Genomic DNA, 13,036 nt, shown 5'->3' on the forward strand with positions numbered 1-13,036 from the left:
TCGCGGTTAGCCCGCGAAACGCGCCTAGGTCCCGCTAGTGCCCCAGCTGCCCCACCAGTCACACGAGCCCCGTCAGTTTCACCTTTAGCCCGCTAAAGTCGCGCGGCTCGGGGGACCGGGGGCGTTCGTGCGTCCGGGTGGAAGGTGACTGGCCGGTAACTTACCTCTGGTCAGGAAGGGTGGGCGGGGTTACAGTCGAGGGTGTGACTGCCAGTAACACCACCACTGAAGACGTCTTCGACTACGACGTGATCGTCGTCGGCTCCGGGTTCGGCGGCAGTGTCGCTGCCCTTCGCCTGACCGAGAAGGGCTACCGCGTAGCCGTCATCGAGGCGGGTCGGCGTTTCGCCGACGACGAGTTCGCGAAGACGTCCTGGGACCTTCGCCGCTACGTCTGGGCGCCCCAGGTCGGCTGCTTCGGCATCCAGCGCATCCACATGCTCAAGGACGTCATGGTGCTGGCCGGCGCGGGCGTCGGCGGCGGGTCGCTGGTGTACGCGAACACGCTGTACCGCCCGCTGAAGCCGTTCTACGTCGACCCGCAGTGGTCCCACATCACCGACTGGGAGTCCGAACTCGGTCCGCACTACGACCAGGCCAGCCGCATGCTGGGGGTCGTCACGAACCCCAGCGTCACGCCGTCGGACGTCGTCATGAAGGGCGTCGCCGAGGACATGGGCGTGCCGGAGTCGTATCACCCGACACCCGTCGGCGTCTTCTTCGGCAAGCCGGGGGAGCGCGCCGAGGACCCGTACTTCGGCGGCGCCGGCCCGGCGCGCACCGGCTGCACCGAATGCGGCGCCTGTATGACCGGCTGCCGCGTCGGCGCCAAGAACACGCTGGTCAAGAACTATCTCTACCTCGCGGAGAAGGACGGCGCGAAGGTCATCCCCCTCACCACCGCGAGCGCGATTAGCCCGCTAAACGCAGGTGGGTACGAGGTGAGCATCAAGAAGACCGGGACCACCTCGCGCAAGTTCCGGCACAAGCTGACGGCCGCGCAGGTGGTGCTCGCCGCCGGGACGTGGGGCACGCAGAACCTGCTCCACAGCATGCGCGACACCGCCAAGCTGCCGAAGCTCTCACCGCGCCTCGGCGAGCTGACCCGCACCAACTCCGAGGCCATCATCGGCGCCGCCCGCACCTCGGTCGACGAGGAGCGGAACTTCAGCCGCGGCGTCGCGATCACGTCGTCGATCCACCCCGACGAGAACACCCATATCGAGCCCGTCCGCTACGGCAAGGGCAGCAACGCGATGAGCCTGCTCCAGACCATCGCCACCGAAGGCGATTCGGCGGTCCCGCGCTGGCGCCAGGCTGTGAACTTCATGGTCAAGCACCCCGTCCAGACGGTCCGGCTGCTCAACGGCTACCGCTGGAGCGAGCGCACGGTGATCCTGCTGGTGATGCAGAGCCTCGACAACTCCATCACCACGTACACCAAACGCGGTCTCTTCGGCCGCCGTAAGTACACCTCGAAACAGGGGCACGGCGAGCCGAACCCGAGTTTCATCCCCGCCGGCCACGAGGCCAACCTCCGCACCGCCGAACGCATCGGCGGCATGGCGGGCGGCACCTGGGGCGAGATCTTCGACATCCCGCTGACGGCGCACTTCATCGGCGGGGCCCCGATCGGCACGGCACCGGACAACGGCGTGATCGACCCGTACCACCGGGTCTTCAACTACCCCGGTCTGTCCATTGTGGATGGTTCGGCGATCACCGCGAACCTCGGCGTGAACCCCTCGCTCACCATCACCGCGCAGGCCGAGCGGGCGTTCTCACTGTGGCCCAACAAGGGCGAACAGGACAGCAGGCCGCCGCAGGACTCGCCGTACACGCGGATCGAGCCGATCGCGCCGAAGAATCCCTCGGTTCCGGCGGACGCGCCCGCGGCCCTCCGGCGCTAAATTGGGGAAATGACCGCCGCCGAACGCGCCCACGTCCTGCTGAACCGCGTCCGCGCCCTGCACGACGAATGGGCGCGGGTGGTACGCGAGATCGACGAGGAGGCGGTGCACGCTCCCAGCGCGCTGCCCGGCTGGACGCGGGCGCATCTCCTGTCCCACCTCGCGCGCAACGCCGACGGCCTGGTCAACCTCCTCAGCTGGGCGAAATCAGGGGTCGAGACCCCGATGTACGCCGGTGAGGCGGCAAGAGACGACGACATCGAGAAGGGCGCGTACCGGTCCGCGGAGGAGATCGCCGAAGACGTCGTCGCATCCGCGGCGCGGTTCGTCGAGTTCGCGTCGACGGTGCCGGACGACGCGTGGCCGGTCCGCGTGCGCGCCCGGCAGGGGCGCGAGATCCCGGCCGAGTTCGTGCTCTGGCTCCGGCTCTCGGAGACCGCGATCCATCTGGCCGACCTCGATCTCGGCTACGACTTCGCCCGGGTCGCCGAACTGCTCGGTGACGACTTCGAGATCGTCGTCGGCAACGCCATCGGCATGTACGGCGGCGAGCTGCCCGCCGTCCTGCTGGTCGCCGTCGGCGCCGACGGGACCCGGCACGAGTGGCGGATGGGCACCGGAGAGCCGGTCAAGGTGACCGGCTCCCCGGGTGACGTCCTGGCCTGGATCACCGGCCGCAGCGATGGATCCACTTTGGACGGTGTCGCGCCGTCGCTCCCGAACTGGCTGTGACGACACCGTCCAAAGTGGATCGGATCAGCCGCGGAACGACTCCACGCCGAACAGCTTGGCGATGTCGTCCAGCATGGCGTTCGCACCCTGCAGGCTCACCGACGTGAACCAGGTGGTGTCGTTGACGTCGATCACCTTTCCCTTGAGGGTTCCCCAAAGCGGGTTCGACTGGAACTTCGCCTTGGGGCTCTCGGCCTGCTTGCTCTCGTCGGCGTAGCTGGCGACGAAGATCGCTTCGGCGTCGAGCTTCCCGATCTCCTCCTGGCTCAGGTCGTTGGAGATCTTCGCCTTGTTGTCCGGCTGGCCGGCGGGCCGCTGGAGGCCGGCGTCGGCCATCACCGTCCCGGGGAACGACGCGCTGCTGTAGAGCCGCACCGTGGGTTCACCTTCGACGAAGCGGACGACGGACACGGCTGCGGGCTTGCCGAGCTTCGCCTTGATCGCGTCACCGACCTTGTGCGCGCGGTCCTCATAGGACTTGATCTTCTGCTCCGCCAAGGCTTCCTTGCCCAGGGCCTTGCCGAGCATCCGGATGTTGTCCTTCCAGGTGGCGCCGGTGGTCTGGCTGAACACCGTCGGCGCGACCTTGCTGAACTCGCCGTAGAACTTCTCGTGGCGCACCTTCGCGGACACGATCAGGTCCGGTTTGATGTCGTACAACTTCTCGATGTCCGGGCTTTCGAGCGCGCCGATCTCCTTGGCGCCTTCGGCGTATTTGCGGTCGTCGCCCAGGTAGTCGGGAAGCTTGTCGTAGTTGCGGTACTTGGTGTACGCCACGACCTTCGTTTCGAGCGCCAGCGTCGCGTCGACGTAGCTGGAGTCGAGCGCCGCGACCGTGGTGGGCTGCTTGTCGATCGTGGTCGACCCCATCACGTGCTCGATGGTGCGCGGGAATCCACTTTGGCCGGTGCCGGTGGAGGCGGCTTCCTGTTCTCCGCCACCGCATGCGGAGAGGGCCAGGCAAGCGGTCACGGCGAGGGTGAGGACTGCGCGCCGGGGTGGGGTCATGGGTGACTCTTTCTGTGCGGTTAGGCTTTCCTAACCGGAGCATAGGATGGCGGATGTCCACAGTGGAAGTTCGTGTTGGGAAGGCGACAGCGGGAGTCCTGCTCGTCGCGCTTCTGGCTGTGATCTGCGTCGCCAGCATCGCCCTCGGTGCGCGATCGATTCCCCTCGGTGTCGTTTGGGACGCGCTGTTCCATCCCACGGCCGCGCCGGATCACCTGATCGTCCGCTCCTTGCGGGTGCCGCGCACGCTGCTCGGCGTGCTGGCCGGGCTCGCACTCGGCGCCGCCGGAGCACTCATGCAGGGCCACACCCGCAACCCGCTGGCCGACCCCGGCCTGCTCGGCGTCACCCAGGGCGCGGCGTTCGCGGTCGTGCTCGCCGTCGTCGTGTTCGGCATCGACGACCTGTACACGTTCATCTGGTTCGGCTTCGCGGGCGCCCTCGTCGCGAGCGCCGTGGTGTTCCTGCTCGGCGCGGTCGGCGGCCGCGGCGCGACCCCGGTGACGCTCGCGCTGGCCGGTGCCGCGGTGAGCGCCCTGCTCAACGGCGTCATCTCCGCCATCGTGCTCGGCGACGACCGCGGGATGGAGACCTACCGTTTCTGGCACGTCGGCTCGATCGCCGGCCGTGACCCCGCGATGATCGGCCAGATCGCGCCGTTCGTGGCGGCGGGCCTGCTCCTCGCGGTCATCAACACGCCGGGGATGAACACGCTGGCGCTCGGCGACGACGTCGCGGTGGCGCTCGGGCGGCGGGTCGGGCGGACGCGGCTGCTCGGAGTCGTCGCCATCACGCTGCTGACCGGCGCCGCCGTCGCCGCCTGCGGGCCGATCGCGTTCCTCGGCCTGCTGGTCCCGCATTTCGCGCGGGCGATCAGCGGCCCCGACTACCGCTGGCTGGTGCCGTTTTCGGCGGTGCTCGGCGCGATCCTGCTGCTGGCCGCGGATCTGCTCGGCCGCGTCGTCGCCTCGGACAGCCTGGAGGTCGGCATCATGCTCGCCGTCCTTGGCGTGCCGGTGTTCGTCCACTTGGTCCGCAAGAAGGGCTTGGCACGGATATGACGGCTCCCAAGGTGATCACGGCGGGCCGGGCGGCCTGGACGGTCCGGCCGAGGACGCTCGCCGTCGTGACCCTCGCGGCGATCGCGCTGGTGCTGGTCGCCGCGCTGAACATCGGCATCGGCACCTCCCACATCGGTCTCGCCGACGTCCTGAAGACCCTGTTCGGCGGCGGCACCGCGCGGGAACGCGGGATCATCTTCGATCTCCGGATGCCGCGCACGCTGACCGGGATCGGCGTCGGCGCGGCACTCGGGCTGTCCGGTGCGCTGTTCCAGACCATCGCCAGGAACCCGCTGGCCAGCCCGGACATCCTCGGCATCACCTGGGGCGCGGGCGTCGGCGCGGTCGGCGTGATCGTCGCCGGTGGCGCGGGCGGCCAGGTCAGCGGCCTGGCGAGCACGCTGGGCGTACCGCTCGCCGGACTGGCGGGCGGCGTGATCGCGGGGATCCTGCTGTACGCCCTTTCCTGGCGGCGCGGGATCGACGGCTACCGGCTCGTCCTGATCGGCATCGCGCTGTCGGCCGTCGGCTACAACCTCGTGTACTGGCTGCTGACCGTCGGCGACGTCGACAACGCGGCGCGGGCGACGACGTGGATCGTGGGCAGCCTCGCCGACGTCGGCTGGGAGTCGGTCGGCCCGGTCCTGCTCACGCTGGCCGTGCTCGCGCCGGTCACGCTGATCGCCGGGCACACCATCGGCGGGCTGCAGTTCGGCGACGACACCGCGCGCGGCCTCGGCATCCGGGTCGACGCCGCCCGAGGGACCCTGCTGCTGCTCGCCGCGGCGCTGGCCGCCGTCGCCACCGCGGCCGCCGGGCCGATCACCTTCGTCGCGCTGGCCACCCCGCAGATCGCGCTCAGGCTCGTCCGCTCGGCACAGCCGCCGCTGGTCGGCTCGATGGTCCTCGGCGCGCTGCTGACCGTGGGCGCGGACTTCGTCGTCCGGGTGACGCCGGGCCTGTCCGGACTCCCGGTCGGCGTGCTGACGGCGATCCTCGGCGCCCCCTACCTGATCTTCCTGTTCGTCCGCAGCCGTAAGGAGGAGCGCGCGTGAACGCGAGACTGCGTGCCCGGGAACTGGAACTCGGTTACGGCGAAACACCCGTCGTGACCGGGCTCGACCTCGACGTCCTCGACGGGACGGTCACCGCGATCATCGGGCCCAACGGCTGCGGCAAATCGACGCTGCTGCGCGCGCTGGCGAGGTTGCTCAAACCACGTCAGGGCGCTGTCCTGCTCGACGGGGAGCGGATCGACAAACTGCCGACCCGTGAGGTCGCCAAGATCATCGGCCTGCTGCCGCAAACGCCGTCCGCGCCGGAAGGGCTGACCGTGTCCGACCTGGTCCGGCGGGGACGGCATCCGCATCAGAGCTGGTACCGGCAGTGGTCCTCCTCCGACGACGAGGCGATCGAGCGGGCCCTGCGGCTGACCGGGATGGAGGAGCACGCCGGCCGGGTCGTCGACCAGCTTTCCGGTGGTCAGCGGCAGCGGGCGTGGATCTCGATGACGCTGGCCCAGGAGACCGGGCTGCTCCTGCTCGACGAGCCCATCACCTACCTCGACCTCGCGCACCAGATCGACGTGCTGGATCTGGTGTACCGGCTGCACGAGGAACGCGGGACCACGGTGGTGATGGTGCTGCACGACCTGAATCTCGCCGCCAGGTACGCGGACACGCTGGTCGCCATGCGCGACGGCCGGATCGTCGCGCAGGGCCCGCCCGCGGAGGTCCTCACCGAGCCGCTCCTCGACGAGATCTTCGGTTTGTCGGCGAAGGTCATGTCGGATCCGGTGTCCGGTACGCCGCTGGTCGTACCCGTGAGCGCCCACCTTCGGGGGTAGAGCCGCAACCTGCCCGCCTCACGGGCGTCTAACGGGCATGAAGTTGGGGCGAAGGACCTTCCTCAAGCTCGCCGGTGCGACAGCGGCCGGGGCGGCCGCGACGGCGTGCTCGGCCGCGCCTCCCGCGTCGGCGCCCAGCTCGGCGCCGGGAACGTCGTTGCCGCCGAGCAGCAGTGTCGCGCCGCCGTCCGGTCCGCCGGACTGGGCCGCGTTGCGGAAGAAGGTTTCCCTGCTCCTGCCGGGGGATTCCGGTTACGACAACGCCAAACGCGTGTTCAATCCGGCCTTCGACGGGCGCGAACCCGCCGCGATCGCCCTCTGCGCCAAGCCGGAAGACGTGCAGGCCGCCGTTTCCGCCGCGGCGCGGCGGGTCCCGATCGCCGCGCGCAGTGGTGGCCACAGCTACGGTGGCTACTCGGTTCCCGATGGCGGCTTGATGATCGACCTCGGTGGAATGTCCTCAGTGGACGTCCAAGGTGAACAGGTCGTGATCGGCGCGGGCGCGAAGCTCAAGGACGTCTACGCGAAACTCGGCGCCGCGGGCCGGTGCCTGCCCGCGGGTTCCTGTCCCACTGTCGGGATCGCCGGGCTGACACTCGGTGGCGGGATCGGTGTCCTCGCCCGAAAATACGGCCTTACCTGTGATCACCTGGTGTCCGCGCGGATCGTCACGGCGGACGGGAAGCTGCGGACCGCGTCGGCGGATTCCGAGCCGGACTTGTTCTGGGCGCTACGGGGTGGGGGAGGCGGCAACTTCGGCGTCGTCACCTCGTTCACCTTTCGTACCGATCCGGCGCCCTCGATCGTTTCGGTGTTCTCCTTGCGTTTCCCGGCGGGCAGCGCGAATGACGTCCTCGCCCAGTGGCAGCGCTGGCTTCCCGAAGCGCCGCCGGAGCTGTGGGCGAACGTCGTGCTCTCGGGCGGATCCCCGGTAGGGTGCCGGGTTTCCGGTTGCTATGTAGGGGATTCCGCTTCCTTGACCACGGAACTTTCGCGGCTGACCGACAAGAGCGGTGCCACGCAGACCATGAAGCAGCTCGACTATCTCGGCGCGATGAAGTACTTCTCCGGCAGTGAGAATCGACAGTCCTTTGTGGCCTCTTCGCGGATACTCGGTGAACCGGCCGATCCGTCCAAGCTGACGTCCGCGCTTTCCGGGAGGCGTGGAATGGACGTCCTGATCGACGGTCTCGGCGGAGCCGTGGCCGAAATCGCCCCGGGCGACACCGCCTTCTGGCACCGCAAGGCCATCGGCAGTGTGCAGATCTACAGTCAGGCGGATCCCCGTAACCGTTCCGCGGCAACGGATTCCGTGGCCGAGGTGGTGACGGGGATCGGGCTGGGCGGGGGCTACGTCAACTACATCGACCCCGCCCTGCCCGACTGGATGACGGCCTACTACGGCGACAACGCCACCCGTCTCAAGCAGGTGGCGAAGACCTACGACCCGGACAAGGTGTTCGGGTTCGCGCAGGGCATCACTCCCGGCTAGAGATCGATGCCGGTGAAGACGGTGACCCGTTCTTCGGTGAGGTCGTGCATCGCGGCGAGAACGCCTTCCCGGCCGACACCTGAGCCCTTGACGCCGCCGTACGGCATCTGGTCCGCGCGGTAGGACGGGACATCGCCGATGATCACGCCGCCGACCTCCAGTTCGGTCGACGCGTAGAAGGCGAGATGCACGTCGCGGGTGAACACCCCGGCCTGGAGGCCGTAGGCGGATTCGTTGACCGACGCGAAAGCCTCGTCGACACCCTCTACAATGGACACGGCGAGTACCGGACCGAAGATCTCCTCCGCCCAGGCCTTTGTGGACGGTGGCACGTCGGTGAGCACGGTCGGCTCCACCGTCGCGCCGTCCCGCTTGCCGCCGGTGAGGAGCTTCGCGCCCGCGGCGACGGCTTCGTCGATCCAGGCCACGATCCGCTCCGCGGCGGCCTCGTCGACGACCGGGCCCACGTCGGTGTTCTTGTCGTACGGGTCGCCGGTCCGCTGGGATTTCACGGCTTCCACCAGCGCCGGCACGAATTCGCCCGCGACCTCGCGTTCGACGATCACCCGCTGCACCGCGATGCACGACTGCCCGGCCTGGTAGTTGCCGAAGGTCGCGATGCGCTCCGCCGCACCCTCGGGATCCGGCCAGTCGCGCAGCACGACGGCGGCCGCGTTGCCGCCGAGTTCGAGTACGACGTGCTTGCGCGGCGCGGCATCCGCCAGCGACCAGCCGACCGGGCCCGAACCGGTGAACGACACGACCGGCAGCCGGGGATCCGCGACCAGTGCGGAAGTCTCCTCGTTGCCGAGCGGCAGCACCGAGAACGCGCCTTCCGGCAGCTCCGTCTCGGCCAGGATCTCGCCGAGGATCAGCGCGGCCAGCGGAGTGCGCGGCGCGGGTTTGACGATGATCGGCGCACCGACCGCGAGCGCCGGGGCGACCTTGTGCGCCACCAGGTTCAGCGGGAAGTTGAACGGCGCGATACCCAGGACGGGGCCGCGCGGGACGCGGCGGGTGAGCGCCAGCCTGCCTTCGCCCGCCGGGTCGGTGTCCAGTCGCTGCAGGTCACCGCTGAACCGGCGGGCCTCCTCGGCGGCGATCCGGAACACCGACACCGCGCGCCGCACCTCGGCGTCGGCCCATTTGAGCGGTTTGCCGTTCTCGGCGGTGATGACCTCGGCGATCTCCTCGGCCCGGCCGGCGATGACCCGCGAAACGTGGTCGAGCGCCGCGGCGCGGCTGTGCGCCGACGAACGCCGGAACTCCTTCGCGACGCCCGCCGCCGCGCTCACCGCTCGTTCGACCTGCTCCGGACCGGGCACCGCGACGGTCGCGACTTCGCTTCCGTCGTACGGATGGTGCACGGTGAGCGTCGAAGCGCCCTGCTCGGCGCGGCCGGCGATCCAGGCGGGGCGCGGCTCCGGGGTGATCATGTCCATGGATGACAAGGTATTCCAGTCAGGGCTTGACGAGCACCTTGAGCGCCTCGCGGTCGGCCATCGCGCGGTAGCCGTCGGGGACCTCTTCGAGCCCGATGGTCCGGTCGAACACCTTGCCCGGCTGGTACCTGCCTTCGACGACGTCGTCGAGCAGTTCGGGGATGTAATGGCGCGCGGGGGCGACGCCGCCGGTGACGGTGATGTTGCGGCGGAACAGCGGCGGGCCGATCGGGCCCTCGTCGTACTGCGGCACGCCGACGCGGCTGATCGTGCCGCCCGGGCGGACCGCGCCGACACCCATCTCGAAGGCGGGCTTCGTGCCGACGCATTCGAGGACGGTGTGCGTGCCTTCGCCGTTCGTCAGCTCGCGGACCTTCTCGATGCCTTCGTCGCCGCGTTCGGAGACGACGTCGGTCGCGCCGAACTCGCGGCCGAGGTCCGTGCGTGCCTGGTGGCGGCCCATCAGGATGATCCGCTCGGCGCCGAGACGCTTCGCGGCGAGGACGGCGGAGAGCCCGACGGCGCCGTCGCCGATGACGGTGACGGTGGTGCGCTCGTTCACGCCCGCCTTGACCGCGGCGTGGTGGCCGGTCGGGAAGACGTCGGAGAGGGTGAGGAGCGACGCGAGCAGGTCGTCGTCCTCGGTGTGCGGCAGTTTCACGAGGGTGCCGTCGGCCTGCGGGACGCGGACGGCCTCGCCCTGGCCGGCGTCGACGCCCTTCGCGCCCCAGAAGCCGCCGTGCAGACACGAGGTGTGGAGGCCTTCGCGGCAGAACTGGCACGTGTTGTCGGAGTACACGAAGGGCGCGACGACCAGGTCGCCCGTCTTGAGCGTGGTGACGTCGGAGCCGACGGCCTCGATGACGCCGAGGAATTCGTGACCGATCCGGACGCCGCGGTCGCGGGCGGGCATGCTGCCGTACGGCCAGAGGTCGCTGCCGCAGATGCACGAGCGGACGACGCGGAGGAGGGCGTCGGTCGGTTCGCTCAGTTTCGGGTCCGGGACGGTCTCGACGCGTACGTCGCCGGCGCCGTAGATGACAGTCGCTCGCAAGACGGGGTCCTTTCCTCGACTGGGCCCAGTATGGGCGCGTCGCGTTTAGCCCGCTAAACGCGACGCGGGCCGCGCGTCGCGATTAGGGGGCGGAACGCGACCCGAGGGAGGGAGCGCGTTTAGCAGGCTAATCGCGACGTGGGGCGAGGGAGCGCGATTAGGGGGCGGAACGCGACGTGGGGAGGGAGCGCAATTAGCGGGCTGAACGCGACGTGGCCTGTGTGTCGCGTTTAGTCGGCTAAAGGCGACGCGCGTGGAGGTCGCGCAGGAGGAGGATCTCGGCGCCGTGGTGGATGGCCTCCCGGTTGATGTGCAGGACGAGGGTCGCGAGCGGGTATTCGGAGTACGGGCCTTCAGCCGGGCCGCACGGCCTCGCGAGGTCTTCGGCGGTCAGACCGCGGACGCCGTCACGCCAGCGCGCGTAGGCGTCGTCGAGCTGCTCCAGCGCTTCTTTGGCCGAGCCCGCGTAGGTGAACGTCAGGTAGTCGGCGGGCGGGCCGTCGAAGTGCGACGCGTTCCGCATCGCGAAGACGCCCACGATGATGTGGGCGAGGCGCCAGGCGATCGTCGTCACCGGCGGCGGTGACGGCTCCGGGTACGCCCAGTCGATGGTGAAGCGGCCTTCCTCACCCGGCCGCACCGACCAGCAGCCCTCGACGGGCTCCCAGAAGTATTCGTCGTCGGTGAGCGTGTCCAGCCGCGGCCTGAGGTGCTGTGTCCAGTGCCAGTCGAGCTGTTCGGACAGTTCCTTGCTCCAGTCGATGCCCATGCCTTCGACGGTAGGCCGCCTGGCGGTCAGCGACTGTCCTGAATCGTGTGGGGGTTGGCGGCGGGGTGACCGGGCCCACCTGGGACGATGGTGGGGAAGCGTGCTGCTCTGATCAGGAGGTCTCAGGTGCCCAGTCCCACCGGTCCGGTACTCGTCGTGGACTTCGGGGCGCAGTACGCGCAACTGATCGCGCGCCGTGTGCGGGAGGCGCAGGTCTACTCCGAGGTCGTCCCGCATACGGCCACCGCCGAGGACATCCTCGCGAAGGACCCTTCCGCGATCATCCTTTCGGGTGGTCCGTCCAGCGTGTACGCGGAGAACGCCCCCGCGCTCGCCCCCGGGCTGGTCGACGCGGGCGTGCCGATCCTCGGCATCTGCTACGGCCACCAGGTGCTGGCGCAGGCGCTCGGCGGCACGGTCGAGCCGACCGGGATCCGCGAGTTCGGCCGCACCGAGGTCCGCGTCGCCGGCGATGGCGGCGTCCTGCACGCCGGCCTCCCGAACCACCAGCCCGCCTGGATGAGCCACAACGACAGCGTCACCAAGGCCCCTGAAGGCGCCACCGTGACCGCGTCCAGCGACGGTGCCGCCGTCGCCGGGTTCGAAGACGTCGAGCGACGCTTCGCCGGTGTCCAGTACCACCCCGAGGTGCACCACTCGCCGCACGGCCAGGAGGTGCTTCGCCGCTTCCTGCACGACATCGCCGGCATCCGGCCGCAGTGGACGACGTCGTCCATCGTCGACGACCAGGTCAAGCGGATCGCCGAGCAGGTCGGCGACGGCCGCGCGATCTGCGGGCTCTCCGGCGGTGTCGACTCCGCCGTGGCGGCGGCGCTGGTCCAGCGCGCCATCGGCGACCGGCTGACCTGCGTGTTCGTCGACCACGGCCTCCTGCGCTCGGGCGAGCGCACCCAGGTCGAGCGCGATTTCGTCGCCGCGACCGGGGTCAACCTCGTCACCGTCGACGCCCGTGAGCGGTTCCTCGACGCGCTGGCCGGGGTCACCGACCCCGAGGAGAAGCGCAAGATCATCGGCCGCGAGTTCATCCGCGTGTTCGAGCAGGCCGAGCGGGATCTCAAGGCCGAGGGCGACTACAAGTTCCTGGTCCAGGGGACGCTGTACCCGGACGTCGTCGAGTCCGGCGGCGGCGAGGGCACGGCGAACATCAAGAGCCACCACAACGTCGGCGGACTGCCCGACGACCTGCAGTTCGAGTTGGTCGAGCCGCTGCGCCTGCTGTTCAAGGACGAGGTGCGCCGCGTCGGACTGGAGCTCGGGCTGCCGGAGACGATCGTGCAGCGGCAGCCGTTCCCCGGGCCGGGGCTCGGCATCCGGATCATCGGCGCCGTCGATGCCGAGCGGCTCGAGACGCTGCGTGCGGCGGACGCCATCGCGCGCGAGGAACTCACCGCGGCCGGACTGGACGGCGAGATCTGGCAGTGCCCGGTGGTGCTGCTGGCCGACGTCCGCAGTGTCGGCGTCCAGGGTGACGGGCGGACCTACGGACACCCGATCGTGCTGCGGCCGGTGTCGTCCGAGGACGCGATGACCGCGGACTGGACGCGGCTGCCCTACGAGGTGCTGGAGCGGATCTCGACCCGCATCACGAACGAGGTCGCCGAGGTGAACCGCGTGGTCCTGGACGTCACCTCCAAGCCGCCGGGCACCATCGAGTGGGAGTGACCCGCTCCGCCCCGACTTGCGTTTAGCCCCCAGATCGCG

Annotated in this window: 11 protein-coding genes; 7 read left to right on the top strand and 4 right to left on the bottom strand. The window is 69.7% G+C overall.

Features of this window, described 5'->3' with window-relative positions; translation table 11 throughout:
• Window positions 1–203 precede the first annotated feature (203 nt).
• Together L324_RS27555 and L324_RS27560 are read left to right on the top strand one after the other, a co-directional pair.
• Entirely contained in the window at window positions 204–1,910 is a 1,707-nt protein-coding gene (locus L324_RS27555; RefSeq protein ID WP_037314851.1) for a GMC oxidoreductase, read from the top strand.
• Window positions 1,911–1,919: 9 nt separating this feature from the next.
• Window positions 1,920–2,642 (top strand): maleylpyruvate isomerase N-terminal domain-containing protein, encoded by a 723-nt coding sequence (locus L324_RS27560; protein WP_037314854.1) that lies wholly within the window; start codon window positions 1,920–1,922, stop codon window positions 2,640–2,642.
• Window positions 2,643–2,666: 24 nt separating this feature from the next.
• Here L324_RS27560 and L324_RS27565 read toward each other — a convergent pair whose 3' ends face one another.
• Complete coding sequence (locus L324_RS27565; RefSeq protein ID WP_173426406.1) at window positions 2,667–3,650, bottom strand: ABC transporter substrate-binding protein; 984 nt, start codon at window positions 3,648–3,650, stop codon at window positions 2,667–2,669.
• A 53-nt stretch (window positions 3,651–3,703) separates the two neighbouring features.
• On the opposite strand from L324_RS27565, the gene L324_RS27570 reads away from it, so the two are divergent.
• Genes L324_RS27570 through L324_RS27585 form a run of 4 tightly spaced genes read left to right on the top strand, consistent with a single transcriptional unit; the run spans window position 3,704 to window position 8,049 of the window.
• Window positions 3,704–4,711: a FecCD family ABC transporter permease gene (locus tag L324_RS27570; RefSeq protein WP_051174126.1), complete on the top strand. Its 1,008-nt coding sequence runs from the start codon at window positions 3,704–3,706 to the stop codon at window positions 4,709–4,711.
• On the top strand, window positions 4,708–5,766 hold the full coding sequence (locus tag L324_RS27575) for a FecCD family ABC transporter permease (protein ID WP_037314859.1): 1,059 nt from the start codon (window positions 4,708–4,710) through the stop codon (window positions 5,764–5,766). The genes L324_RS27570 and L324_RS27575 overlap by 4 nt, the downstream gene beginning before the upstream one ends.
• Complete coding sequence (locus L324_RS27580; RefSeq protein ID WP_037314861.1) at window positions 5,763–6,557, top strand: ABC transporter ATP-binding protein; 795 nt, start codon at window positions 5,763–5,765, stop codon at window positions 6,555–6,557. The genes L324_RS27575 and L324_RS27580 overlap by 4 nt, the downstream gene beginning before the upstream one ends.
• 37 nt (window positions 6,558–6,594) lie before the next feature.
• Window positions 6,595–8,049, top strand: a complete 1,455-nt coding sequence (locus tag L324_RS27585) for an FAD-binding oxidoreductase (RefSeq protein WP_037314864.1) — start codon at window positions 6,595–6,597, stop codon at window positions 8,047–8,049.
• Here the strand turns inward: L324_RS27585 and L324_RS27590 are convergent.
• From L324_RS27590 to L324_RS27600, 3 genes are all read right to left on the bottom strand, one after another.
• A complete protein-coding gene (locus L324_RS27590) occupies window positions 8,046–9,491 on the bottom strand; it encodes an aldehyde dehydrogenase family protein (protein ID WP_037314867.1) in 1,446 nt (481 codons plus the stop codon). The two genes, L324_RS27585 and L324_RS27590, sit on opposite strands and share 4 nt — an antisense overlap.
• A 19-nt stretch (window positions 9,492–9,510) precedes the next feature.
• Entirely contained in the window at window positions 9,511–10,545 is a 1,035-nt protein-coding gene (locus L324_RS27595) for a zinc-dependent alcohol dehydrogenase family protein (RefSeq protein WP_037314870.1), read from the bottom strand.
• A gap of 238 nt (window positions 10,546–10,783) precedes the next feature.
• Window positions 10,784–11,314, bottom strand: coding sequence for a DinB family protein (locus L324_RS27600; RefSeq protein ID WP_037314872.1), 531 nt, complete (start codon window positions 11,312–11,314; stop codon window positions 10,784–10,786).
• A 126-nt stretch (window positions 11,315–11,440) separates the two neighbouring features.
• On the opposite strand from L324_RS27600, the gene guaA reads away from it, so the two are divergent.
• Window positions 11,441–12,997, top strand: a complete 1,557-nt coding sequence (gene guaA, locus L324_RS27605) for a glutamine-hydrolyzing GMP synthase (protein WP_037314873.1) — start codon at window positions 11,441–11,443, stop codon at window positions 12,995–12,997.
• The last annotated feature ends 39 nt before the right edge of the window (window positions 12,998–13,036 follow it).

Source organism: Amycolatopsis orientalis DSM 40040 = KCTC 9412 (assembly GCF_000478275.1).
GTDB classification, from domain to species: domain Bacteria; phylum Actinomycetota; class Actinomycetes; order Mycobacteriales; family Pseudonocardiaceae; genus Amycolatopsis; species Amycolatopsis orientalis.

Excerpts from the sequence above, each read along its gene's own strand:
- L324_RS27560 (WP_037314854.1), top strand. The coding sequence starts at position 1,920 with ATGACCGCCGCCGAACGCGCCCACGTCCTGCTGAACCGCGTCCGCGCC.
- L324_RS27570 (WP_051174126.1), top strand. The coding sequence starts at position 3,704 with ATGTCCACAGTGGAAGTTCGTGTTGGGAAGGCGACAGCGGGAGTCCTG.
- L324_RS27600 (WP_037314872.1), bottom strand. The coding sequence starts at position 11,314 with ATGGGCATCGACTGGAGCAAGGAACTGTCCGAACAGCTCGACTGGCAC.
- L324_RS27585 (WP_037314864.1), top strand. The coding sequence starts at position 6,595 with ATGAAGTTGGGGCGAAGGACCTTCCTCAAGCTCGCCGGTGCGACAGCG.
- L324_RS27590 (WP_037314867.1), bottom strand. The coding sequence starts at position 9,491 with ATGGACATGATCACCCCGGAGCCGCGCCCCGCCTGGATCGCCGGCCGC.
- L324_RS27575 (WP_037314859.1), top strand. The coding sequence starts at position 4,708 with ATGACGGCTCCCAAGGTGATCACGGCGGGCCGGGCGGCCTGGACGGTC.
- L324_RS27565 (WP_173426406.1), bottom strand. The coding sequence starts at position 3,650 with ATGACCCCACCCCGGCGCGCAGTCCTCACCCTCGCCGTGACCGCTTGC.